Source organism: Nostoc sp., from assembly GCF_036917275.1.
Lineage (GTDB): Bacteria > Cyanobacteriota > Cyanobacteriia > Cyanobacteriales > Nostocaceae > Nostoc.
In genome coordinates this window covers 79,076-102,452 of the sequence record NZ_JBALDF010000002.1, presented here as the reverse complement: position 1 = coordinate 102,452, position 23,377 = coordinate 79,076, and the positions used below count along the sequence as shown (strand labels likewise).

General features: G+C 41.1%; 18 protein-coding genes and 1 pseudogene. 8 read left to right on the top strand and 11 right to left on the bottom strand.

Annotated elements, in window-relative coordinates; all coding sequences use genetic code 11:
• Positions 1-106 precede the first annotated feature (106 nt).
• From V7K35_RS00665 to V7K35_RS00640, 6 genes are all read right to left on the bottom strand, one after another.
• On the bottom strand, positions 107-295 hold the full coding sequence (locus tag V7K35_RS00665) for a PepSY-associated TM helix domain-containing protein (protein WP_335075564.1): 189 nt from the start codon (positions 293-295) through the stop codon (positions 107-109).
• Positions 296-532: 237 nt separating this feature from the next.
• On the bottom strand, positions 533-973 hold the full coding sequence (locus V7K35_RS00660; protein WP_335075526.1) for a TonB-dependent receptor domain-containing protein: 441 nt from the start codon (positions 971-973) through the stop codon (positions 533-535).
• The gene (locus tag V7K35_RS00655; RefSeq protein ID WP_335075524.1) at positions 939-1,796 is read right to left on the bottom strand and encodes an AMIN domain-containing protein; all 858 of its coding nucleotides are present in this window, start codon (positions 1,794-1,796) and stop codon (positions 939-941) included. The genes V7K35_RS00660 and V7K35_RS00655 overlap by 35 nt, the downstream gene beginning before the upstream one ends.
• A gap of 454 nt (positions 1,797-2,250) precedes the next feature.
• Entirely contained in the window at positions 2,251-3,273 is a 1,023-nt protein-coding gene (locus V7K35_RS00650) for a helix-turn-helix transcriptional regulator (RefSeq protein WP_335075522.1), read from the bottom strand.
• A 417-nt stretch (positions 3,274-3,690) separates the two neighbouring features.
• Entirely contained in the window at positions 3,691-4,416 is a 726-nt protein-coding gene (gene cysH / locus V7K35_RS00645) for a phosphoadenosine phosphosulfate reductase (protein ID WP_335075520.1), read from the bottom strand.
• 759 nt (positions 4,417-5,175) lie between these two features.
• On the bottom strand, positions 5,176-6,765 hold the full coding sequence (locus V7K35_RS00640) for a DHA2 family efflux MFS transporter permease subunit (RefSeq protein WP_335075518.1): 1,590 nt from the start codon (positions 6,763-6,765) through the stop codon (positions 5,176-5,178).
• 299 nt (positions 6,766-7,064) lie between these two features.
• Here V7K35_RS00640 and V7K35_RS00635 point away from each other — a divergent pair, with 299 nt between their 5' ends.
• Complete coding sequence (locus tag V7K35_RS00635) at positions 7,065-7,661, top strand: TetR/AcrR family transcriptional regulator (protein WP_335075516.1); 597 nt, start codon at positions 7,065-7,067, stop codon at positions 7,659-7,661.
• 156 nt (positions 7,662-7,817) lie between these two features.
• On the opposite strand, the gene patD is transcribed toward V7K35_RS00635, so the two are convergent.
• Positions 7,818-8,171: a heterocyst frequency control protein PatD gene (patD, locus tag V7K35_RS00630; protein WP_335075514.1), complete on the bottom strand. Its 354-nt coding sequence runs from the start codon at positions 8,169-8,171 to the stop codon at positions 7,818-7,820.
• 294 nt (positions 8,172-8,465) lie between these two features.
• Between patD and V7K35_RS00625 the strand changes: the two genes are divergently transcribed.
• Both V7K35_RS00625 and V7K35_RS00620 read left to right on the top strand, forming a co-directional pair.
• Entirely contained in the window at positions 8,466-10,736 is a 2,271-nt protein-coding gene (locus tag V7K35_RS00625) for a RelA/SpoT family protein (protein WP_335075512.1), read from the top strand.
• Positions 10,737-11,313: 577 nt separating this feature from the next.
• Positions 11,314-12,309 (top strand): nodulation protein NodZ, encoded by a 996-nt coding sequence (locus V7K35_RS00620; protein ID WP_335075510.1) that lies wholly within the window; start codon positions 11,314-11,316, stop codon positions 12,307-12,309.
• Between the two features lie 184 nt (positions 12,310-12,493).
• Here V7K35_RS00620 and V7K35_RS00615 read toward each other — a convergent pair.
• The 3 genes and pseudogenes from V7K35_RS00615 to V7K35_RS00605 all read right to left on the bottom strand — a co-directional run.
• A pseudogene (locus V7K35_RS00615) lies at positions 12,494-12,762 on the bottom strand (ATP-grasp enzyme); the annotation flags it as partial.
• A gap of 428 nt (positions 12,763-13,190) precedes the next feature.
• Entirely contained in the window at positions 13,191-14,024 is an 834-nt protein-coding gene (locus V7K35_RS00610; protein WP_335075508.1) for an O-methyltransferase, read from the bottom strand.
• A gap of 4 nt (positions 14,025-14,028) precedes the next feature.
• Positions 14,029-15,261 (bottom strand): sedoheptulose 7-phosphate cyclase, encoded by a 1,233-nt coding sequence (locus V7K35_RS00605; RefSeq protein ID WP_335075506.1) that lies wholly within the window; start codon positions 15,259-15,261, stop codon positions 14,029-14,031.
• Between the two features lie 1,860 nt (positions 15,262-17,121).
• On the opposite strand from V7K35_RS00605, the gene V7K35_RS00595 reads away from it, so the two are divergent.
• From V7K35_RS00595 to V7K35_RS00585, 3 genes are all read left to right on the top strand, one after another.
• The gene (locus tag V7K35_RS00595) at positions 17,122-18,207 is read left to right on the top strand and encodes a M4 family metallopeptidase (protein ID WP_335075504.1); all 1,086 of its coding nucleotides are present in this window, start codon (positions 17,122-17,124) and stop codon (positions 18,205-18,207) included.
• Positions 18,208-18,371: 164 nt separating this feature from the next.
• Complete coding sequence (locus V7K35_RS00590; RefSeq protein WP_335075502.1) at positions 18,372-18,671, top strand: protealysin inhibitor emfourin; 300 nt, start codon at positions 18,372-18,374, stop codon at positions 18,669-18,671.
• Positions 18,672-18,688: 17 nt separating this feature from the next.
• Positions 18,689-19,591: a DUF4437 domain-containing protein gene (locus V7K35_RS00585; RefSeq protein WP_335075500.1), complete on the top strand. Its 903-nt coding sequence runs from the start codon at positions 18,689-18,691 to the stop codon at positions 19,589-19,591.
• Between the two features lie 4 nt (positions 19,592-19,595).
• Here V7K35_RS00585 and V7K35_RS00580 read toward each other — a convergent pair whose 3' ends face one another.
• Entirely contained in the window at positions 19,596-21,116 is a 1,521-nt protein-coding gene (locus tag V7K35_RS00580; RefSeq protein ID WP_335075498.1) for an amidohydrolase family protein, read from the bottom strand.
• Between the two features lie 117 nt (positions 21,117-21,233).
• On the opposite strand from V7K35_RS00580, the gene V7K35_RS00575 reads away from it, so the two are divergent.
• On the top strand, positions 21,234-22,028 hold the full coding sequence (locus V7K35_RS00575; protein ID WP_335075562.1) for an aspartyl/asparaginyl beta-hydroxylase domain-containing protein: 795 nt from the start codon (positions 21,234-21,236) through the stop codon (positions 22,026-22,028).
• Positions 22,029-22,340: 312 nt separating this feature from the next.
• A complete protein-coding gene (locus tag V7K35_RS00570; protein ID WP_335075496.1) occupies positions 22,341-23,348 on the top strand; it encodes a zinc-binding dehydrogenase in 1,008 nt (335 codons plus the stop codon).
• Positions 23,349-23,377: the final 29 nt, after the last annotated feature.

The following is a 23,377-nucleotide window of genomic DNA, read 5'->3' as shown; positions in this document are numbered from 1 at the left end:
CCGCACGCTCAGTTTTCAAAATCAGTTTTGTCAGATTTTTAATCCAGTTAAATGTTCTATTTAATACGAAAAACCTCAAATCAGGATTGCGATCGCGTATTGTTAGTTAATTGTGGCGTGAATGTGACAGTTCTATTGAGCGATCGCTTATCCTAGTTTTTGGTTGATAGCGATATCGCCACATGACAAAGCCAGTGATGAACAAAACCAACGGTGCAAGTCCGACAAAGACGTAGAAAATTCGGGATGGCAGTCCCCAGAAAGTACCGTAGTGCAGAGGGACAAAGGAATTGATAATGCGTAGCCGCTCTGCGGCTTGTCGCTAGACATCGCCTAACGATAACTTCAAAGAACTATCTACTCGCAAAACCTTACCACTATATTGGTCAAGATAAGCAGTGCTTTCACCAGAGTCTACATCTTCTTGAGTCAGCTTAAAGCTAACTGTTAAGACTTCTTCTGGTTTAGTTTTTGTTACCCTGGTAAAAAAACTTGTGTATACACAGTAGCTTTTTCAGGGGGTTAGGGAAGCTTAAAACTCCCACGAAATTGTACCCTGTACGGTGAACGGCTCACCAGGGAAAACACGCAGCTGGTTAAGGGCAGTGTCAAAGTAGTCTACATCAAACAAATTTTTGAAATTGAGCTGTGTGCGTAACTGTCCCCGTTTGTAGAAGATGGCAGCATCGGTCGTGAAATAGCTGGGTAATTTAAAGGTATTTTCCAAATCGGCTTGCCTGTCGCCGACAAAGAAAAAGCCCAGGCCAAACCCTAACCCTTGCAAAGAACCTTTTTGAATTTCATAGGTTGTCCACAGGTTAAAGGAATTCTCCGGCGTATTGCTCAATTTATTACCAATAATACTAGAATTGGTATCATCTGTAATCTGAGCATCAGTGTAGGCATAGCCACCATAGAATTTCCATCCCGGCAAGATTTCACCAGACAGTCCCAGTAGTACCAGTATTGGCACCACCGGCACCGCTTAGAGTCAAACCAGTGATGTTTTTGAGCGCCTCAGCAGTACTGGTAGCTTGTTGATCCCGCAGAACTTCTTGAGGAATTACCTGAATCGATTGGGGAATGTCACGCAGGGGCGTATCGGTTCTGGTGGCGGCGGAAGCATTGGGTACGCGATACCCATCTTGCTCCCCTGTTACCATTAATTCAATTGGTTCATCATTTCCTGCCGATGGTTGTTCTGGCTGTGTCTGGTTTGCTGGCTGTTCAGGTTCAGGCTGTGGTGTTTGGGGTTGTTGCCCAAGTTGCCCAGAAACTGCCGCACTGGCAACAGCAAAAACTAAACCCTCCTTCGGACTATCATACAACTCCACAACTGCTAAACTCGCTTCACCCGTTACTGTCAGCCGGATAGTATTGGCATCTAAATTAGTGGCAGTTACAGTCGTGATTCCCTGTGCTGGTTGCTGTTGGCTAAATTTGTTACCTGATGGCAGAAACAATTGAGCATTCTTAATATCTGCAATAAAGTTATTACCTTGACTTTTAATATCTACTTGCAATTTGTCCGATGCAGTTGTTTCCAAAATTACTTCAATTCCTTTATTTGTGGTGTTCACCTTAACTTGAGTGATTTTCACCATTAAATCATTGTCTGTATTTTGAGATAACAAGTTTTTGGCAGTGGTTGAGAGAGGTTGTGAATCAACACCTGTATGTATTTCAGTGATTATTTGACTCCCTTTTGATTTAGCGAAGGCTGCTTGAGTCAGTAATAGAGGGGCGAAAATCCCAATCCCTAAATTAAAAATAAAAAATCGCCAAGGTTTTTGCAAGATATTGCTCCTCACAGAAATTTAGTCCAAATTTTTATTAAAAATAATTTGCAACTATTGTAAGGAGATTACACATTTACAGAACCACAAATCTAGGCCATAGAGGACAAAAATTAGGCCACAAAGGACGAGCTTTAACTAGTCGCGGCAAGAGCGTAGTATTAATTTTTACCCATCTTCATCCTCTTTATAAAGGAGGGAAACCGGAAATCTAGTTCCCTCACGCCACATGCTAAAGAGCGGGAACGCTAAGAGCGAACAAGTCGGGCATTACCCGCCCAACGCAGTGGCTCCCCCATATATCGGGGAGGGTTAGGATGGGGTAAAACCTATTCTAAAACCCAGATGTGTAAATTATTCCAGACTTATATGTACACCGTAGTCTTGTAGGAGAGTGAGATTCATCGCACTGAGGTTAATTTTTTCACTCTTATTCCTAATCCCTTTTACATGATCATTCCATAACAATCTTCCCGGCTCGACAAGCACTAGGGGTAATACCAAACTTGCGCTTAAAAGCGTTTCTAAAATGACCTAGATGTGAGTAACCAACTACATTTGCCACCTCTTCTACAGTCATTTTGCCCTCTTGTAAAAACTGCTTTGCTTGTTCCAAACGGTAAGAACGCAAACAAGCAAATGCAGTTGTGCCAAAAATCTCACGAAAGCCAAGTTTTAGCTTCATATGATGCAGCCCAACAAGTTGTGCTAAGTCCATAAGTGAAGGTGGCTCGATCTGATTTTGAATTAAAATTTCCTTAGCCTGGTAAATCCTTTCCACATCAACAGGCTTGAGACTAGTAACTGGATACTGTCCCTGTTCAGTTTCGACAAACTGAGTCAATTGCCACGATAGAAGTTCGATGACTTTACTTTCTAAATACATCCGCTTCATCATCCCCTGATGAGGACAATGCAAGATTTGCTCTAAGGCTAAATGCATTTGGTGGGTGATTTGACCAACTTGACGATGGAATAGAGGTAGAGTATCAGACTCTAGCAGTACTTGTAATGGTTCAGGTAGAACTTCTGAACCTGTAGAAAATGACCTAAAGAAATCGAAGTTGAAAAGAATTAGAATTGTCAGTTCTGTACCTACTGCCACTTCGTCAATTTGTTTAATATCTGACAAATAAAATAAATAATTTTTACCCGCTTGGTGTATATAATCAGCTTTGAAGGATTTATCTTGATTTCCAGAAATCACTATCCTACTACTTCCTGCCAGGTGAAATCTTGCTACAATCCATTGATGCTTGTCGTAGAAGCTCTCTACACTTAAGTCATTGAGCCATCTGCCATCATACAGTAGCAGAAGGACTCCATGTCTGAGTTGAACTTCTCGATAACTGCCTGTAACGTAACGATCGCTATATCTGACAATGCGATCGTAACCTTCAGTGTTGTAGACAACCTCATACTCCTTGCGGCTTTCTACATGCTGTTGATGGTATTGTGCTGATGTAATTATCTCCATAGCCTTTGACTGCTCAACCACAAGTATCTTTAGTATCTTGCAGAATAGCGACTTTGTTTTTAGTCGAAGCAGCGATCGCTCACTCCTAACATTTGTGCCAATTTCACCAATGTTGGCGGATTCTCCAGACAGGAAAGCAAAATTTCCTTAGCTTTCAACTTCTGTCCCCTTCTTTTGGTGTTGTAATGGTAATAGTCATCTAGAGGATATTGGTATTTCCATGTCTGCCGACTATTTGTCTAATCTACTGATAAAAAACCACTCTGATTTTGAAACCGAAAAAAGTGAAGTTTATTCTTCGGGACTAGCGAGCAGTCCTTGGCAGCGCTTTGAGCAGAGGCGCAGAGTAAGCAGAGGAGAGTCAGGGGAAATTCTTCTTTTCTTATTATTCCCCAACTCCCTACTTTCTACTTCCCCTTAAATATGAATTCCACATTCTGTTTTTTCACTTCCCCGCCAGCGTCCGGCGCGTTCGTCTTCGCCTTGACCTACTTTGGTGGTGATAGGTTGATCGCCAATGCTGGGATAACCTTTATCGTGTAGAGGGTTGTAAATGACTCCGTGTTCAGCCACGTAAACCCAGCTGTCTTGGCGTGTCCAGGTGGCTATGGGATTTACTTTCAGCCGACCTTTACCGTCTAATTCAAATATGGGCATATTAGCACGGGTTACAGCTTGGTCACGGCGGCGTCCGGTGATCCAAGCGACGCTGTTGAGTTCATCTAGACCCCGTAGCAGTGGTTCAATTTTTGTAACGTGGTGGAATTGGGCAATATCTTTGTCCCAAAGTTTGTCGCCGTATTTGGCTTCAAAGGCTTCGCGGGTGTCTACATCTGGAGTTTTGTAAGTTTGCAAATCCAGGTTGTAGACTTGTTTAGCTTTGGCAACTAATTCTAGGCTTTCGTCAAAGTGGTGCAAGGTGTCGAGAAATATCACAGGAACGGGATGCTTCAGTTCACTGTAAAGAATATGGGTAATTATCATGTCATCCACGTTAAAGGCGCTCGTTTGCACCAGTCCCGTTGGGATATTGTCTATAGACCATGCCAGTATTTCTTTTGGAGTGGCAGTTTCAAATTGCTCATTTAATTTGTCTAAGTCAAAAGCGATCGTTTGGTTTCTAGATGCCGTGGAGACTGTCATGATAATCTTCTGTTCAAATATTTTTACCTTGATTAAGATTTATTTTAGCTCACAAAGACGCGTATTCCGCTCGGAGTTCAGGTAATTATTCTATTCGGAAATTACTACATTATGGAACTGGAGAAACCAGGAGAATAACCGATTAAAAGTAAAAATTAATACATTAGTTATTAATGTAGTATTTACTAAGAAACTTTACGGTTTCTTAAGTTTTACAATACTTTTATGGATATTTATACTGATGTTGATATGGTTAAGGAACTATTAACAAAAAGGATTTTATTTAGATGAACAATTCAAAATCCCGCAATCCCTTAGGTGAATCTATTATTATGGGCGCTTTAATGATGTTGACCAGCGTAAGCATTATTACAATAATGAACTTTTTCTAAGATAAAGATTTCTAATTTTAGCAATAAAACTTCACATAGTCCGGCTCAAAACTGAGCAGGGCTTTTACTTTTCTGAGCCACATATATCGGTATATATTAAGCCTCTTCAGTGACTTCTGGGAGAAAATAATCTTTAAACCGTGTTTTTACGTAATTTTGCAATTAGAGAATTTAAGATTACGTGAGTTCGACAGGTCATATCATGTCTGCCTAGTTAGTTGAATCAAAAAACCTCTAAGAGGTTTGACTAGGCAAAAGCTGTCCTTCTCCGACTCCCAGAGAGACAGACTTGAACTAAAGTTCAAGGCAGAGAGAGGTTTGTCGAACTCACGTTAAAATGGGGGTGCGATCGCTATTTACTTTACCCCTAGTGACCGACTGGCGCTTTCGCTCCTGCAGCGCCTTTACCCAGGAATAGTAACAGGGGTAATGAGCAAAGGAAGGCCACACCTACGACTCGAAAGCAATCTGCGTAAGATAAAACAGCAGCTTGGGTATCTACTATTTGACTTAATATAGTTAGTGCTTGTTGTTGAGCTGTAATCGCATCCGTGCCTTGGCTTTGGAGTGCCCCGTTGAGTGCATCGAGGCGCTGATTGGTTTCAGGGTCATAAGGAGTAAGTTTTGCTAACAAGATGGCTCGATGAAAGGCTTCTCGTCGATCAAGCAAAGTGGTGAGTAGGGCAATGCCAATGCTACCACCTAGTTGTCGAGTCAGGTTGTAGAAACCCGACCCGGCAGAAACATCTCGTTTAGGTAGCGGGCCTAAAACTGCCAAACTCAAAGGGAGAAACATCAACACAGTAAAAGCCCCACGCCATACCAATGGCCAAAATAAATCATCTGTGCCGGTTTGTGGGGTAATTGTTGCTAGTTGAAACATGACTCCAGATGATCCGACAGCGCCCATTGCAATTAAAAATCGGGCATCAATTTTACTAGACAGTTTGCCTAATAAAACCATAACGATCGCAGACGCTAAAGCCCCAGGTGCTAACAATAGTCCTGTCTGCGTTGCCGTAAAGTGCAGCACGCTCTGAGCAAATATCGGCACAGCAAAGAGTGTGCCATAAAGCCCCATACCCACCAGTGCTGAGAGAACGCTTCCCGCAGCTAAAGAACGGTGACGCAAAACTCTCAAATCCACAGCCGGGTGATCTGTTTTCAGTTCTCGCCAAATAAACAGTCCCAAGCTGATAATACTAGCGATCGCCAACGTGGTGATGAAGCCGGAGGAAAACCAATCGTCTGTCTCTCCTTGCTCTAACAAAGTTTGCGCTGAACCAACAGCGATGACCAAAAACCCAATCCCGAACCAATCGACGACTTGGCTTTGTGTCTGGCTCTTGTCTTTGTCTTTGAGCAAAAATACAAAGGACATCGCTACTGCAATGATCCCAAAGGGAATATTAACAAAGAAAATCCAGCGCCAGCCCAAACCATCTACCAAAAATCCCCCTAAAGTTGGGCCAATGGCTGGGCCAGAAATTACACCTACCCCAAAAACTGCCTGGGCCATACCTTGTTCAGCAGGTGGAAAAGTCTCGAACAAAATTGCCTGTGCTTTAGCTAGCAATCCACCACCACATAAACCTTGAAGAATTCGAGAAAAAACCAGCATTGGTAAATTAAATGCTAACCCGCATAAAACCGAGGCAAGGGTAAAGCCAATCAACGAGAAGATGAAGTAGGTTTTGCGCCCAAAGTAATCTCCCAACCATGCAGATAAGGGAATTAAAACGACGTTAGCGATCGCATATCCAGTCACCACCCAACCAACTTCACTAACAGTTGCACCCAAACTAGCTTGGATGTCAGTCAGAGCAACGTTAACAATACTGGTATCAATCACTTCTAAGATTGCACCAAGGGAAGCCGTGAAAGCGATCGCCCACTTCAATGGCCCCTGCACGTAACCAAATTGATCAAAAGTTGAATGTTTAATGTTGGTAGCCATTGTTAGCACAAATAATATTTGGAGGATGTAAAAGCGATACCTGGCTTTGGCGTAGCCCAACCCAAAGCTAAAATTAAATATTGTATGTATACGCTACGGTAGCGTATCATATAAAAACGGTCAAGAGAGTTTTCAATGAAAAGTGGCAGAAATACCTATGCTAAAGATGGATAGTCACTCCTGCTGTTTTCATGTATAAGAATTGGGTCATAGGGCTTATTTCTTTTCCATCGGGTATGTTCTATGCCCAAAAGTAGAAGCAAATGGCTAAGAAGATATTGCTTGGGAATGATATTTTTATGAGTAACCAAATCAACAGCCCTTCTGGACGCCCACGCAGCATCCATGCTGACCAAGCTATTCTGCAAGCGACTTTAGACTTGCTTGCAGAGGTAGGATATGAAAGTATGAGTATAGAAGCGATCGCTTCCCGGGCTGGAGTTGGTAAAACGACCATCTATCGGCGTTATACTTCCAAAGAAGAACTAGTTGCAGACGCGATAGAAAGTCTGAGGGATGATTTAGCGATCCCCGATACTGGCAGCTTTTGGGGAGACATGGATATCCTAATCAATAATGCCGCCAAAAAAATAGATAGTCCCCTTGGTCGTCAGACACTCGCCTTGATAATTAGTACAGCGTCTAGCAATCCTCAGTTTGCAGAGGTTTACTGGACAAAATATACAAAACTTCGACGTGAAGCCTTTTCTAAAGTACTTGAGCGTGCCAAATCTAGAGGCGAAATTCACAAGGATGCAGACGTAGACTTAATTATCGATCTTGTGAGCGGGTCACTATATTATGCACTGATCTTCAAACCTACAACAGAGCCAGTAGAAGCGTACATGCGCCGCACAATGAATCTTCTCTTCAAAGGTATTGGGAATGGTGAATAGGGAATGGGGAAGAATTCTTATAAAGTTCTCACTCCTAAATCCCTACTCCCTACTCCCCATTCCCCTTTACAGATTTGAAACTTGTTGCCAAAATAACTTTTCACTAACGGTCGTAAATGAGATGATGGATTAATTAGAGAAAAAGGTAAAGAATTGTTATTTTTCTCCTTCCACTTCTGGTTGCAAAATGGCATCACAGTATTGAATGAGAGTTGTCAAGCGATCGGTAATCGTCTGAAGTCTCGTTTGTGCAGTAGAAGCCTGCCGCGCTCCTTGCAAAAACATCACATCTATTTCCAACAGGCGCAGTTGCTTGCTCATCTCCGTTTGATAAGACTGCACTCGCCAGTTTTCATCAGCCAAAGGCACAATTTGCTGCCCGAAAAATTGCTGCAACGAGGCTACACGCACTCGCAGTTCGGGCGCAACGATTTGGGTAGTCGTGGCATCGGAGCGTAATTGCTCTAACAAGGTTACGAGTGCCAGATATTTCTCACAGTTTAAAGACATCTAGTACTAATTAAGATATATTAATGTCAAGTAATTTTTCTTCTACAATAAACTTTCTTAAAGACTTATCAGCACTAAAAGCCTCAAATCATGGTTTGAGGCTTTGTTTCCCATCAATGGATTTTCTTTATGATCCTTGAAACTTCCACCGGATGACTACCAACGGTAATTGGAGAATCATCCTTACACTGTTTTTACGTAATCGACCACAGGGCGACAGCATCTTCTTCGGGCGATGCTGCCAGTTTTATTTATCATTCACATTATCTACCGATCCACTCTAAACCCAATTGTATGAGCAGCCTAGCTATAAATTCATCAGTTGATCTAAGCATTCCAGAATGGTTAAAAAAATGTTTGAAGGAGTCATCGACAATTAGCAGTGAAGCTGAAGATGACCGAAGGCATAATGATGCAGTTTTAATTGGTCGCGCATTTGAATTTGCCTACCAACTGCATCAAGGTCAATATCGCAAATCGGGAGAACCATACATTGCTCATCCCATCGCTGTAGCTGACTTGCTGCGTGACTTGGGAGGTAGTGCTGCTATGATAGCAGCTGGATTTCTCCATGATGTCGTTGAAGATACAGAAGTTACAAGTCAAGAAATAGAAGAACGCTTTGGGCCAGAAGTGCGGCAATTGGTCGAAGGTGTCACCAAGCTCTCTAAAATCAATTTCACCAGCAAAACTGAAAGTCAAGCGGAAAACTTCCGGCGGATGTTTTTGGCAATGGCACAAGATATTCGGGTAATTGTGGTGAAGTTGGCTGATCGTTTGCATAATATGCGAACTTTACAATACATGTCAGAAGCCAGCCGCCGCCGCAGTGCCCAGGAAACGCGAGATATCTTCGCGCCTTTAGCCAATCGCCTGGGGATCTGGCGAATTAAATGGGAATTAGAAGACTTGGCTTTTAAGTATTTGGAACCGGAAGCTTTCCGCCAAATGCAGGAGTATGTTTCCGAAAAACGGACGGCGCGAGAAGAGAAATTGGTCAAAACTACGAACATTTTGCAAGAGCGTTTGCAGCAAGCCGGAATCCAGTTTCAAGAACTCAGCGGTCGCCCTAAGCACCTTTATGGCATTTACCAAAAAATGTACCGCCAGCAAAAGGAATTTCATGAAATTTACGATTTGGCTGCGTTGCGGATTATTGTCCAGACCAATGAGGAATGTTATCGGGCGTTGGCGGTGGTTCATGATGCTTTTCGCCCAATTCCTGGGAGATTTAAGGACTATATTGGATTGCCAAAGCCTAACCGTTACCAGTCGTTGCATACTGGAGTGATTGGACTAACTGGCCGTCCTTTGGAAGTGCAAATTCGGACAATCGAAATGCATCATATCGCTGAGTATGGGATTGCTGCCCATTGGAAGTATAAAGAAACAGGAGGTTCTAGTATTAGCCATTTGACAGCGACAGATGACAAGTTTACTTGGCTGCGACAACTGCTGGAATGGCAAACTGATCTCAAGGATGCACAAGAATATCTTGATAGTGTCAAAGATAATTTATTTGAAGATGATGTCTATGTCTTCACCCCTAAGGGTGATGTTGTTCCTTTAAGTCCCGGTTCTACTACTGTAGATTTTGCTTATCGGATTCATACGGAAGTGGGGAACCATTGTTCCGGGGCGCGGGTGAATGGGCGAATGGTATCTCTGTCAACACGGCTGCAAAATGGCGATATTGTAGAAGTTCTCACCCAAAAGAACAGCCATCCGAGTTTGGATTGGTTGAATTTTGTTAGAACTTCGGCAGCGAAATATCGGATAAAACAATGGTACAAGCGATCGCGCCGGGAAGAAAATGTCGCCCGTGGACGGGAATTGTTAGAAAAGGAACTTGGTAAAACTGGTTTTGATAGTCTGCTGAAGTCGGATGCAATGGAGATTGTCGCCGAAAAGTGTAACTACCACAGCGTGGAAGATTTACTTGCCGGTTTGGGTTACGGTGAAGTTACATTGAATTTAGTGCTAAATCGTTGGCGAGAAGTGGCCAAGGGACAACAACCAGTTTCCACTGTGCCCCCATTTCTCCCCAAAGAGCCAACTACATCAAAAGCTTTGCGAGATGCACCTCTAACTACCTTCCGCTCCACAGATTCGCCAATTGTTGGGGTAGAAGGTTTGGTGTATTATTTAGCTGGGTGTTGTACCCCGATTCCTGGTGAACCAATAATTGGTGTGGTGACGCGAGGTAGGGGGATTTCAATTCATCGCCAAGGCTGCCATAATCTGGAGAGCGTGGAGTATGAGCGTTTAGTACCAGTTAGGTGGAACCCAGCCGCCGAAAATAGTGGTCGCCCGCACACTTACCCAGTAGATGTTCAAATTGAAGCCCTTGACCGTGTAGGGGTGCTAAAGGATATTTTGTCACGGTTGAGTGACCAAGGAATCAATGTCCGCCATGCCCAGGTGAAAACCGCTACTGGTCAACCTGCATTGATGGACTTAGGAATAGATATACGCGATCGCTCTCAACTAGAGCAAGTGTTCGTCCAAATTAAGAAAATGAGCGACATTCTGAATATCCGCCGCGTTGGTCAAATTGACGAGTAGTAGGGATATCAGTATCCGCATAACAAAAACCTTTTCTTGCCAACATCCTAGTAGCCTGTTGGGAAACTCAATATGGTGGCTAGAAATTAGGTTTAAAGAGATAACACCTAACTTGGTAATTTTGTCAATCATTGATTTGGGTTATCATTAATGACATGATTTTGGTAAACTATAAAACATTGAGCAAAATAGCTGTGTTTACTGAAAGGAAATTTATCTGGCTTACGCACTGTACAAATCAATTATGATATGCATTTACCAAAATAGGACGTTTTAGGCTTTTATTAATCATTCTTTAGGGGTAAATAGACTCGCACCCTACAGGCACAGCAATGCTGTGCCCCGATGGCAGGTGTGGTTTTTCAAATTACCCATATTTGGTATTTCCTATCAATGGGTAAGTCCTAGTTTCGTCAGAAGATTGGAAAAAGCTCCCTCAAGCGTAAGATCAGGACAATTTATTTACTTATGCTTAGTTTTGTTGGTTCATTATTGATTCTATCAAAGGTGTTTTATGTTGATTACACCCGATGAACGATCACTTATTTGATTTTAAAGTTGTTAGGAGGAATTAGAAATGGTTGGAGACAAATTTTTAGTAGCGAAAGGAAAAGCAGGGATGGGAAATCGTTTTCTCGCTCTCTTGGACAGTATTTTATATACTCAGCTTACTAATAGAAAGATAATTGTTGATTGGAGCGATGAGACTTACTCCAATAATCGCAGCAATGTTTTTCCTAATTTTTTTAATCTTCATCATATTACTCAAGCTTCAGAAATACCTTCTACTCAATCTGTCAATCCAAATTTCTGGAAGAATAACTTAGAGAAATCTGTGAATGAATTATTGTTATTATATGAATCTGAAGCTGATTTGAGATACAATAACCCTAGAATATGGTCAAAATATACTACTAATATGTCGCGCATCGATTATAGTGAAGATATTTTGATTAGATGGTCGTTTGTAACAGAGACTTATAAGCTAAGACAACATTTTTCAGGTGATTTTGCTTATCTACAAAAACTAAGTAATGAAACTATCTTAAAAAAGATAATTAGAGAAAATCTGAGTTTACAACCTAGTATTCAAGCAACTATAAAAAAAACTATAGATAATTCTTTTGAAGATAACGTAATTGGGGTTCATGTTAGATATACTGACAGAAAATCTTCGATTAATACATACTTAAATTTTATTGATAAGATTTATGAAAAAGATCCTAAGATTTTGATATTTTTAGCGACTGACAATAAGGAAGTAGAAGATTTTTTTAGAACTAAATATACTAATATTTTAGTAACAGATAAGTGGTATCCAATGTCAGGATCTTCTTTACATCAGAATCCTGAATGTCCAGATAGGTTTGAAAATGGTGTTCAAGCTTTAGTAGATATCTATCTATTAAGCAAATGTAATTATCTAATATACGACAAAACTTCTACATTTGGTGTAGTTGCAAAGTTAATTTCTGATATCCCAGAAACTAATGTAATTGAAACTTCTCAATACACTTTAAGAGGAAAAGTGAAAAACTTAATTTCTTGGCTCAGAGAAAAGGAAATTCTTTAGTGACTATAGCAGTTCTCAATTCAGGTGTAACAGATTGGTGATTTGGCGTTGTGGAATTTGAGTTTGAAACCCCAATTCCACATAATTATACCTAGCCTGACGACTTCATCAACCTTTCAGCAATATTGGACTTTGTTTTTGAATTGATAGAGATAAGCTTATAACTTATGCAAAAATAGCCAAAAAGCTTACAATGGTGCAAAGTTAAAAATGGTAGAGGATCATCCATGCGATAGACGGTATCTGTGCCTCGGACTAAGTTCTTCAACCAAGTTTGCAATTGTTTTCTAGAATGAATCTCAGTCAATCGCCAGATTTCGTGATATATCCAGTAAGTAGGCTTGCTATTAGTTAATGGTTCTAGGGGTGCAGGTAGAGGAGTTTTACCAAGATAGGCTTCTGCACTGGGTGATTCTAGAACATTGTAATTGCCGAATGGGTGCGAGGATTACATCCAGCATCTTGGTTATATCAGCATCGAAGTGGAAAACCTCACAGTATTCTGATAGTGCAGACTTTGCCAAAGAGTCGTAATAACTAGCTACAGGGGTGCATACGGGTACATAAACTAATTTTATTCCTTTGCGGGGAATGCGGTCTTTTGTAGGGGCATACAGCTGTACATTGGTGTCAATTCAACGTTACGGCGGTTAGAAACCGCGTCTACACAAATTTTACCCACCTGCGTGGGTTTACAAACCCTCAATTTTTCCTTACTCCACGGAGGCAAACGAGAGTTTGTATAGCCGCGAATTCTATTCGCCCTAGCTCTAGGTTGACACTGTACGCCCCTATTGGATATTGCATCCAAATGAGAACCGCGATAAAATCGCCTTTTTCTGATGCTTTGAATTGAGAACTACCCCAATTCTTTGCACCTCTTACACTAAGCGTCTAATTAAAGTCAGACCATCTCGTATGGGTAACAGAACTTGCTCTACACGAGGATCTGCGGTGACAATACGGTTGAATTGAGCGATCGCCTCGCCATTGGCAGTCCGCTGTTCAGATGGTAAGTAAACTTGTCCCTGCAACAAAGTATTATCTACGCAGATTAACCCATCGGTAGCTAGTAAGTGAGTATCCAAAATAACTTTGAAGTACTCTACATACTCCTTTTTATCGGCATCAATGAAGATCAGATCAAATGATTCTTGTGCCGCCGCCAGCTTGTGGAGTGTTTGTAGAGCAGGTGCCACTTCTACAACAATCTTGTCGCCGTGGGGAGATTCCTGAAAGCAAGTTTGGGCAAATTCGGCAACATAAGAATCTACCTCACAAGCAATCAGTCGTCCATCATCTGGTAATGCTTCTGCCATCGCCAAAGCTGAATATCCTGTGAACATTCCCACTTCTAGAACGGTTTTGGCCTTGGTCATATGCACAAACATCTTCAGTGTCTGTCCTTCAAGATGTCCTGAGAGCATTTCCTGCTCTAGTTGACGCACTGTTTCACCATCACTAAAGCGTTTACTCCAGTCTTCTTTGCTGGTTTTCTGCGCTAGTGCTGTCAATGCTGTCGATTCGGGGGTAGTGCAATCATCCAGGTAAGGATCTAAACCCGCCGCCAATTGCAACCCTTGGCGCAGAGATGTCAATATCTCTAAAGGGATATTACTTTCCTCTGCTATTCTGAGGATTTTCTGTAACTGCGCCACCAGAATGCTGTGTGGCGTTATCGGTCTAGCAGTATCTCGTCCTAAAATACTGGTCATGTTTTCACACTCCCAATAGTTTGGATTCTTCTTGAGTATCTATGTAAGCGTCAATCCCATCTCCACCACGAGGGTATGTAGCACACAGATTTTTGTGTTCAGCTAAAGCTGCATTTAATTCTTCACGGGTAAAATCGTTGACAAAAAAGCACTCACCAATGGGTTTCGGCATAGCTGCGCGTTGTTTGCCATCTCGCGTCAAGCTAATACACTGGGTAGCATACCAGAGCAAATCCCCATCTAGTAAAGGATGATCTATTGATAAACCTATACGATTCATCAAGCTGAGAATGCGATCGCGTTCTTCAGGTGTAATGTAGCCACGTCTTGCTGCAATGGTTGCAGATAAAGCCATGTCTATATTGACTGCATGACCATGATACAGGGGTATCATCGGAGCTAATTCTAAGGTTGGACTCCAAGTATGACCGTAGGCAATGACGCGATCAAGGTCTAATTCATGCAAGTTAGGAGTTTCTAACTCCAGCATAGTTTTAATTGCCTCGTAATTGAGTTTGTGAGCGATCGCTTTCAGTTCACTTGTGCCATTCACATATCCAAAGTGAGTGGAAAGCAGTTCTTCGCCATACTCATACAGCAATTCAAATACTTCAGAGTTAGCAACAACAGCAATTTTGACTAACTCTGCCATCCCATTACGAACTTGAGCCGTTGGTAATGTTTGCAAAAAGGAGAAATCAAGGATAACTTTCAAAGGAGCATGATATGCACCCAAGCGATTTTTAAACTTGTGATGGTTGACTGCAACCTTAATCGCCACACCTGCATCAATCAAACCAATCAGTGTTGTCGGAACGCGAATGTAGTTACTCTTGCGACGGTAAGCAGCACACGCAAACCCAGCTACATCAGTGATTAAACCACCACCCACTACTAAGACTGGTTCCTTGCGGATTAAGCCAAAGTCAGAAAAAGCATCAACAATTTTTTCAAAGGTTGCAAGGTTTTTAGCTGGCTCAGTAATCACAATCGGAACTACAGTTAAATCAATGTCATAGTGTCTAAAATATGACTTGATTTGCTTCCCATATAGTCGATTGACATTCGCATCAATCACAGTTAGACAGCGACCAAATTTTTTATAGCTGTCTGCAATTTCTCTGTTATTGATATCAAATGCACCGTTGACATAGACAAGATTAAACTCAATTTTTTCGTAACCTTCTACGCGAAACTCAGCTTCCGTTGCTTGAAACGATGCTTGAACATTATTCATTGCTGTTAACCTTGATCTAATTGAAAAATTTGTGAAAATTCAGGCAAAATTTTAGACTCACCCTGATGTATGGCAATAAAAAATGAGGCTTATAAACACCGAAAACTTTTGCCACCCTAAAGCAAGCTTTCTCAATAAAAGCTTATTACTATTAGCAAACGATGTTACTAATTAACACCGTTATTTAGCTAAATTTCTGTTATCCTCTTATTCGAGGTCGCCTCAAGACTAATCAACTAGTCCCATTCAAAAATATAGGCATGACACTTGCGCTCTTTTGGGATTGTTGACCTAAATTCAGCAAGTTAACCTTAATTTAGATTAACTCCAGTATTGACTTATAGTAAATTCACCTGAATGCAGATTAACTTCACGATGAACTATGTTATATCCATCTATAGATATAGAGGTTTTACAACTGTTTTAATTCGCAAAATTTCTAATAGAGAAAACTGGATAAATAGTTTATCTCCGGGCTTCCATTTGAGATTACAGCCCTGATTAACCTTCAGTTCGCTGTTTTTTAGCATTAGTCTCGAACCTTTTATCGCTAAACTTGCTACACTCTGTTTTACTTAGAATGGCAGTGGACTTCTAATTTGATTGAGTTAACTTTCTGTTCAGTATTTAATATACCAAAGTTCAGTAACTTTTGAAAACCAAAAATTTTAATTTATCAGAGTTACTAATTATACATATCAGTTTAACTCAATACATGAGCAATTTTATCTTTACAAATCTTAAAAAAGAGTTAAATTGGCTTTTTTGTTCAAAATCATGGGATTTCAGCTTAAATTGAGAGATAACTTGCTGATACATAACATAAAATGCGACAAATGTATTCTGCTAAAAGTATATTGAGTGAATATTTTTTAATACTAAAAGTTACTCCTACGATGTAACGCGGATCTCAGTAATGATGGATGATTAATATTGATTAGTGTGTGTATTTGTTCTAATCCCCATGCAACAGCTATATCTTGGAGAGGTATTTGCCAACACTGCTGATTTTGACACTGGTATTCGCCAACTGTTACCCAGATCCGATGAGATATTGGAGGGAATTACCCGGTGTCTACTTTGCCCAAGTCGGCGTATTTTAGAATTAGATCGTCTCGTTTGATGCGTCTCCAGCAGTGCCACAGAAGTAACTTCTAGTCCACATAAACTCCTCTAGACAAGTTGGCTGGATGAAACAAGAATCCCACTCCTTGAAGGGGTGGGAGCGTCAAAAAGTAGCACGAGAAGAATAGTCAGTTCAACAGGGAACTAATTTAACAAATATTCGCGCGAAGCTTGGCACCAGCAGCACCCCAGGTTACTCCAGTCAAAACCAGCTAGCTACCTTGGATGCTCATTTAGAAATATTGACCAAAGCTGGATTTAAGATAGTTACAGTGCCTTGGAAATATTATCGTCTGGCGCTGTTTGGTGGCTGGCTATGAAAATTTGAGGTTTTGGATGCCTAGATTTGGGATTTAGCTGTCCCCAATCGGTATTTATAGAATTAGCAGCCTTATGGTAACAAAACAGTAATAAATAAGATTATTTCCCTTGATCAGAACTAATATATAAACGTGTTAGGTCTGTAAAGGAGGTCTTGCTAACTCATGCAAGGATTTTAGCTGAAACTTGCGGTATCGAAGCTATCCTTGTATTTTTATGCAATATTTACACATCAGAAGTACCCTTACGGGTACTATCAATCCTCCACACACCTATCTGAAAATACAAAGGAGAAAATTTTCTTCAGAAAAGAAACCAGGAAGACGCGATTTGCATTCGTTTTTCTGCTTTTTTCTCCAGTGCAGTGAAAGCCACTGTTTGCCATCACTTAGTTTTAAAAGGAGAATATCTTGGATGGCTCGAAATAAAAAGAAATCAGCTAGGTTTAAGTATGAGCATCCACTTGCCTCTAGGTGCCCCATTTGTTGTATTGTTCCGCCCCACATGCTGGAAAATGTAGCGGTGAATGGCAACCCCCAGCAGCGGAGTTGGGCTTTTCATACATTAAATGTTTCGGCACAATTTCTGGGACGGAGAAATGTCATAGGTAATGTCTCATTTGCACCTTCTCCGGGTGAGAAGCGCCGCACTATTTACGATGTTAAAAATGGGCAGCAACTCCCCGGCACATTGGTGCGTGCTGAGGGCGATCCTCCTAGCAGTGATACAGCAGTGAATGAAGCCTATGATGCTGCTGGTGCTACTTATGACTTGTTTCATGAGATATTTGATCGCAATTCGATTGATGACAAAGGACTGCGTTTAGACTCCACTGTGCATTATGGCGTCAAATATGACAACGCCTTTTGGAACGGTGACCAAATGGTTTATGGTGATGGGGACGGAGAACTGTTTCAAGGCTTCACGAAGTCAATTGATGTGATTGGGCATGAGCTAACTCATGGTGTAACCCAGTATGAAGCGGGTTTACAGTATTATGGCGAACCAGGGGCACTGAATGAATCCTTTTCTGATGTCTTTGGTTCCCTCGTGAAACAAAAGACCAAAAATCAAACTGCACAAGAGGCTGATTGGCTGATTGGCGAAGGTCTTTTGGCACCCACTGTCAAAGGTATTGCCCTGCGCTCAATGAAAGCACCGGGAACAGCATACGATGATCCAGTACTGGGTAAAGATCCGCAACCAGCCCATGTGAAAGATAAATATACTGGTTCTGATGATAACGGCGGGGTGCATATCAACTCAGGAATTCCTAACTATGCTTTTTATCTAGCGGCTGTGGAAATTGGAGGCTATGCCTGGGAAAAAGTTGGTAAAATATGGTACATAGCTTTACGCGATCGCCTGAGTGCTAAAGCAGATTTCAAAAAAGCTGCCAACGTCACCATTCAAGTTGCTGGCGAACTCTACGGTGATGGGAGTGATGAGCAGAAAGCTGTGCAGAGCGCTTGGCAAAAGGTGGGAGTTATTAAGAGTTAGGAGTAAGGAGTAAGGAGTTTTTTCTTAACTTCTAACTCCTAACTCTTAACTCTTAACTTTACTTTTAGATGTGTTGTTTGTTGTTGCTAAACTGGGAGGTGAAAACTATCATTTTCCAGTCTTCGTATTTCTCCTAATTAAGTAGCACAACGGAGAGCAAAAAAATGCGGATATCCTTTGAACGCACGGGTGGCTTTGCTGGGATTACCAAGAAAACAACCGTTGATACAGACACTCTCCCGCCAAATGAAGCCGCCACACTTTCTTGCCTAGTGGAAGCTGCTGATTTATTTAGACTACCTGAACAAATTACTTCGCCAAATCCCCAGAGCGATCGCTTTCAGTATAAGTTGACAGTAGAAGATAACGGTAAGCAGCATACAGTGACTGTCAGTGAAGCAGCATTGCCAGGAACCTTAAGACCTTTAATTGAATGGCTACAGACTGTAGCACAAAAAAGATAATTCGCTTAATAAGTTAAATGGAAAATAAATACAACTCTGCACCCGAACAAGAAACTGGTGATTTTTTGCATATAGCGCCTGTTAAGGAAGATTGGGGTGGAGACGGAAGAGGGTGCATGAACCTATCAGGGAGACGCACAGCCATCTCCAAAGAATACGTACCTCGCCAATATCAGTTCTTTGACATAAATACTGTACAAGAAGAAAACGGGTGGCGAGTGCCCGGAATGCCAGAGAATGTAGCACCTGGAAGAAGTCGATTGCTGACTTGGCATGACTGTGGTGCATCCACTTCAAGAGTAGTGCTACTACCTGAATTTGAAGTACCGTCTGGCTTCTTTACTGCCGATTTAGAGATATTTGTACTGAGGGGTGCAATCCAACTAGGTGAATGGCAACTAAGCAAGCATGGTTACTCCTTTATCCCCGCAGGCGTGAGAGTAGGTCCTTGGAAAGTGTTAGGCGGTGAAGAAGTTGAAATCCTCTGGATGGAGAACGGTTTTCTTGAATATAAAAAAGCACTAAAAGATCATCCAGATGCTAGGTTACACGAATTCATCCCAGCATTGGATAGCAAATTACTACCGTGGGGCAAAACTGATACAGTTCAATTTCTGAAAGCAAGTAAGAAATGGTTAAGGAAAGATAGTAACGGGGGTGGAGTATGGCTGCTTGCCATCTTGCCACATTACGACAGTATGTATCCAATGATTCAATCTTATAATGAAGAGTCTTACTGTTTAGTTGGATACTGTGATATAGGAAATTACCGATTTGTAAAGGATCACCTTGCCTATTGTTCTAGTTTTAGCACTGTTCCTAGACATATCACGGATGATGGTGGCTTGTTCTTTGTCAGAGTTGATAGAGATTTATCACAAGTTGCAACAGTTTTGTCATATGCACCTCAAGACACATAGGTTTTTAAGCAGCAAGGTTTCCGTGTGGATTACTAGAAGGTCTTTTTAAATAGCGCCCAATAGGTGAACCTAGAACCTCTCCATTGTTGTAAATCAAATTTCCGCGCAAAAAGGTACTCTTCACCCGCCCAGTTAACTCTACTCCTTCAAACGGTGTATAACCTTGTTGTGACTCCGACTCAGCCGCACGTACCACAAAGCTTTCATTCGGGTCTACCAACACCAAATCAGCATCATAGCCAACAGCAATATCACCTTTTTCTAACAAACCAAAGCGCCGGGATGGGTTCCAAGATAGCAACTTAGCCATGTGGTTGTAAGACATCCCCCGTTTGCTACCTTCACTAAATACACCAGAAAATAAATATTCTGTACCGCCAAAACCAGATTTTGCTAACCAAATATTATTCGGGTCTTTAGCACTTCTTTTTTGTTCAGCAGAACAGCAAGCGTGGTCACTAACTATCCAATCTACTTGATTGTTGAGTACTGCTTTCCATAAGTATTCCACATCGGCACGAGGACGAATAGGAGGGTTGACTTTTGCCCAAGTACCATTAGGGGTATCGACATCTAATAGCAAATGTCCAACAGTAACTTCTCGCCGAAAATTGATATGGGGAAAAGCAGTTTGCATAGTCAAAGCTGCTTCCATTGCTTTACGCGAACTCAGATGCAACAAATTGATATTTGCACAGTTAGTCTCATGTGCCAAATAAGAAGCAATGCAAATTGCTAAACCTTCAGAATGAGGAGGACGCGCTGCACTATAAGCATGTAATCCGCCAAGGCTAGAATCATTTTCAACTATTTTGGTATAAGCGTTGAGAATTTCTGCAACTTCGCAATGCAAACTCAAACTGATAGTATCTCGCGCCTCTGGATGTTTTTCTATCAAGCGAGTTATACTGCGCATAATAAATTCAAAATGGGCGAAGTCGTACCGTTCCTCTTTGTTAATCATCAAAAAGAGGTTTTGCTGGTCTGACAAACCATGCAACCCATAACCGCCATAAAACATGAAGATTTTAAACGAAGATACACCGTGTTCCTCAAACAATAGAGGTATTTCGTCGATATGCTGGCTAGCTATAGGTGCAACGTGATAGCTGTAATCTACAAAAAAATTACCTGCGGATAACGCTAACACCTCTGGAAAAAAATCGCGGTAGGAGCCGCCTTTGTTAAGATAATACTGCCCTGTACGGATGTAATTCAGGCTGGTAGTCACACCTCCCATCGCGGCTGCTTTGGTTTCAGTCACAGCATCTTGGTCGAGGGGTTGATAGATACCGATGTGCATATGGGCATCCACGACCCCAGGAAAGCCTAGCAGGTTTTTGCCATCAAATACCTCTTTAGCTGTGTCTGGGCTAATATTAGGGGCAATCTGAGCAAATTTTCCATCCTTAATTCCTAAATCAAATAGTGCGTAGGCGTAGCCCGTCGTAGATATCGCATCCTGATGGGGACGAACTACGCGCACATTTTTGATAATTTGATCTAATACGGGACTTTCAGACACAGTAGACCTCACACTAAAATGAGTTTAGTCAGGAATTCCAACATCGAATCGTGACGAAGACCAAATCCCATCATTATATAACGGTTTTTTATGAAATCATCTTCAGGAGAAAAGACAATGGAAAGTTTTAATGAGTATCATATAGACCCAAATAAATTTACTTTTCTCAAAAGTTTCCAAGATAGCTGGCAAGTGATTAGAGATGAGTTTACAAGCTTTATTAATAATGCATCTAATGAAGAGTTAAAACTCACTTACGAGATTCTCGGCCCTAAAAATAAAACGATTAAAACGAAAGGTAATGCAAAATACACTGCTTTTGGTATTTTATTTCAAGGTATATTTATTGAAGAATATATTCAAGCACATCAAATACAATATCCTGATTATGGGTTAGATGATGCATCAGCAAAAGCACTTGCATTAAGAAAGAAGTATTTCCCAAATTTGGCTAAGGTGATAGAAAAAGTAAACTTTAACGATGATGGTGTACTCAGAAATGTGTATTTTGGTACATTCCATCCAGGCTTGGATATCAAGCTACATGTGAACTATAATCCTCATATGAATCGTGGCTATCTAGGATTGATTGTGCCAGAGGGCGATGTGGCTATGAAAATATGCCATGAGCAGCTTTATTGGCATGAAGGTAAATTTCTGGTTTTAGATCACAGCTATCCACACTGTCCGCATAATTACACCAATTATGACAGAACTGTCTTGGTTGTAGACTTTTTTAAACCGGATAAACCCAGAGAGGAAGTTATCCAATTTGAAAAAGAGCAAGTCACACAACGTATGCAAGATAATCCTTACAGCTTAGGTGTTTTTGGTAAAAGCGATAAAGCTAAAGAAGAAGATTTTATCAAGTATGATTTAGCTCATCAATTAAAGTGGGATAAAGCTTTATAAGCCCAGAGGATATCTGAGAAGGGCGACTAATACCGCAAGGCGGAAGTCAAAAGTCAAAAGTCAAAAGTATTATGGAATAAGCTCTTTAGGGCTTTTCAATGGTCTGCTTATTTACGCCGTGCTGTACTAGTACCGCAAGGCGGAATTAAAAATTAAAAATTAAAAATTAAAAATGAATACAGCATAAGGCTTCGTGATAATTTTTTCTAACGAACCACAGAGAGAATTAATAGAGATTTTCACGAATTACAGCGGATTGCTATCTACGTTAAAACTAATAATTGAGGAGTAAGGTAAAACTAAGATTTAGATATGAACGCAATAAACTACAGAAAGTTAATAGCAAAGCAACTAAATCAAGATTTTAAATTTGCTGTTGAAATTGGAGAAATTCCTATTCCCAAACCGACTGAGAGTCAACTTTTAATTCAAAATAAATTTGCTGGCATTAACGGTGGCTTTGATACTTTACTTTGTCGTGGTGATGTTCCCTATGTTAACTTAATTCCTCCCTTTGATTTAGGTGTGGAAGCTGTGGGTAAAGTTGTGGCTATGGGTGAAAATGTTAAAGATTTTCAAATAGGTGATGCTGTCATAACTACAGCGCGTGGCGGCGGTTATCGTGAATATCAGGTTATTGATGCCAACTTAGCAGTCAAAGTGCGTGAAGCTACACCAGAAGTTCTAACCCTGATTCCTACAGGTGTATCAGCATTGGTGGCATTGGAACAAGTGGGGGAGATGAAAAGTAATGAAGTGGTTTTAGTGACAGCAGCAGCAGGAGGAACTGGTCATATTGCAGTGCAATTGGCAAAGTTAGCTGGTAATCATGTCATTGGTACTTGTAGTTCTGAGGCGAAGGCAAAGTTATTGAGAGAATTAGGGTGCGATCGCATTATCAACTATCGCACAGAAAACCTCAATCAAGTCCTCAAGCAAGAATACCCCAATGGGATTAATTTAATTTTTGAGTGTGTAGGCAAAGCTATATTTGATACCTGTGTTGAAAACTTGGCAGTGCGGGGACGGTTAGTAGTGGTTGGTTTTATCTCCGAATACGCAAATAATGTAGAACAAATTACACAACCACGCATTTATCACCAGCTATTTTGGAAAGCTGCTTCTGTGAAAGGCTTTCTTATGCCTCATTATAAAGAACATATAGCAGAGGCACGCGATCGCCTCTTAAATCTGTTCTACACAGACAAACTCAAAGTTGCCGTTGACCCAACACAGTTTCAAGGCATAGAATCAATACCCGACGCTGTAGAATATCTCCTCAGTGGTCAGAATTGTGGGAAAGTGGTGGTGAGGTTTTAAGTAACACAGTATTAGTTTATATCCAGTCG

What these genes read in the sequence shown, in the direction of transcription:
- V7K35_RS00650 (WP_335075522.1), bottom strand. Translation starts at nt 3,273, where the DNA reads ATGGAGATAATTACATCAGCACAATACCATCAACAGCATGTAGAAAGC.
- cysH (WP_335075520.1), bottom strand. Translation starts at nt 4,416, where the DNA reads ATGACAGTCTCCACGGCATCTAGAAACCAAACGATCGCTTTTGACTTA.
- V7K35_RS00640 (WP_335075518.1), bottom strand. Translation starts at nt 6,765, where the DNA reads ATGGCTACCAACATTAAACATTCAACTTTTGATCAATTTGGTTACGTG.
- V7K35_RS00635 (WP_335075516.1), top strand. Translation starts at nt 7,065, where the DNA reads ATGAGTAACCAAATCAACAGCCCTTCTGGACGCCCACGCAGCATCCAT.
- patD (WP_335075514.1), bottom strand. Translation starts at nt 8,171, where the DNA reads ATGTCTTTAAACTGTGAGAAATATCTGGCACTCGTAACCTTGTTAGAG.
- V7K35_RS00625 (WP_335075512.1), top strand. Translation starts at nt 8,466, where the DNA reads ATGAGCAGCCTAGCTATAAATTCATCAGTTGATCTAAGCATTCCAGAA.
- V7K35_RS00620 (WP_335075510.1), top strand. Translation starts at nt 11,314, where the DNA reads ATGGTTGGAGACAAATTTTTAGTAGCGAAAGGAAAAGCAGGGATGGGA.
- V7K35_RS00610 (WP_335075508.1), bottom strand. Translation starts at nt 14,024, where the DNA reads ATGACCAGTATTTTAGGACGAGATACTGCTAGACCGATAACGCCACAC.
- V7K35_RS00605 (WP_335075506.1), bottom strand. Translation starts at nt 15,261, where the DNA reads ATGAATAATGTTCAAGCATCGTTTCAAGCAACGGAAGCTGAGTTTCGC.
- V7K35_RS00595 (WP_335075504.1), top strand. Translation starts at nt 17,122, where the DNA reads ATGGCTCGAAATAAAAAGAAATCAGCTAGGTTTAAGTATGAGCATCCA.
- V7K35_RS00590 (WP_335075502.1), top strand. Translation starts at nt 18,372, where the DNA reads ATGCGGATATCCTTTGAACGCACGGGTGGCTTTGCTGGGATTACCAAG.
- V7K35_RS00585 (WP_335075500.1), top strand. Translation starts at nt 18,689, where the DNA reads ATGGAAAATAAATACAACTCTGCACCCGAACAAGAAACTGGTGATTTT.
- V7K35_RS00575 (WP_335075562.1), top strand. Translation starts at nt 21,234, where the DNA reads ATGGAAAGTTTTAATGAGTATCATATAGACCCAAATAAATTTACTTTT.
- V7K35_RS00570 (WP_335075496.1), top strand. Translation starts at nt 22,341, where the DNA reads ATGAACGCAATAAACTACAGAAAGTTAATAGCAAAGCAACTAAATCAA.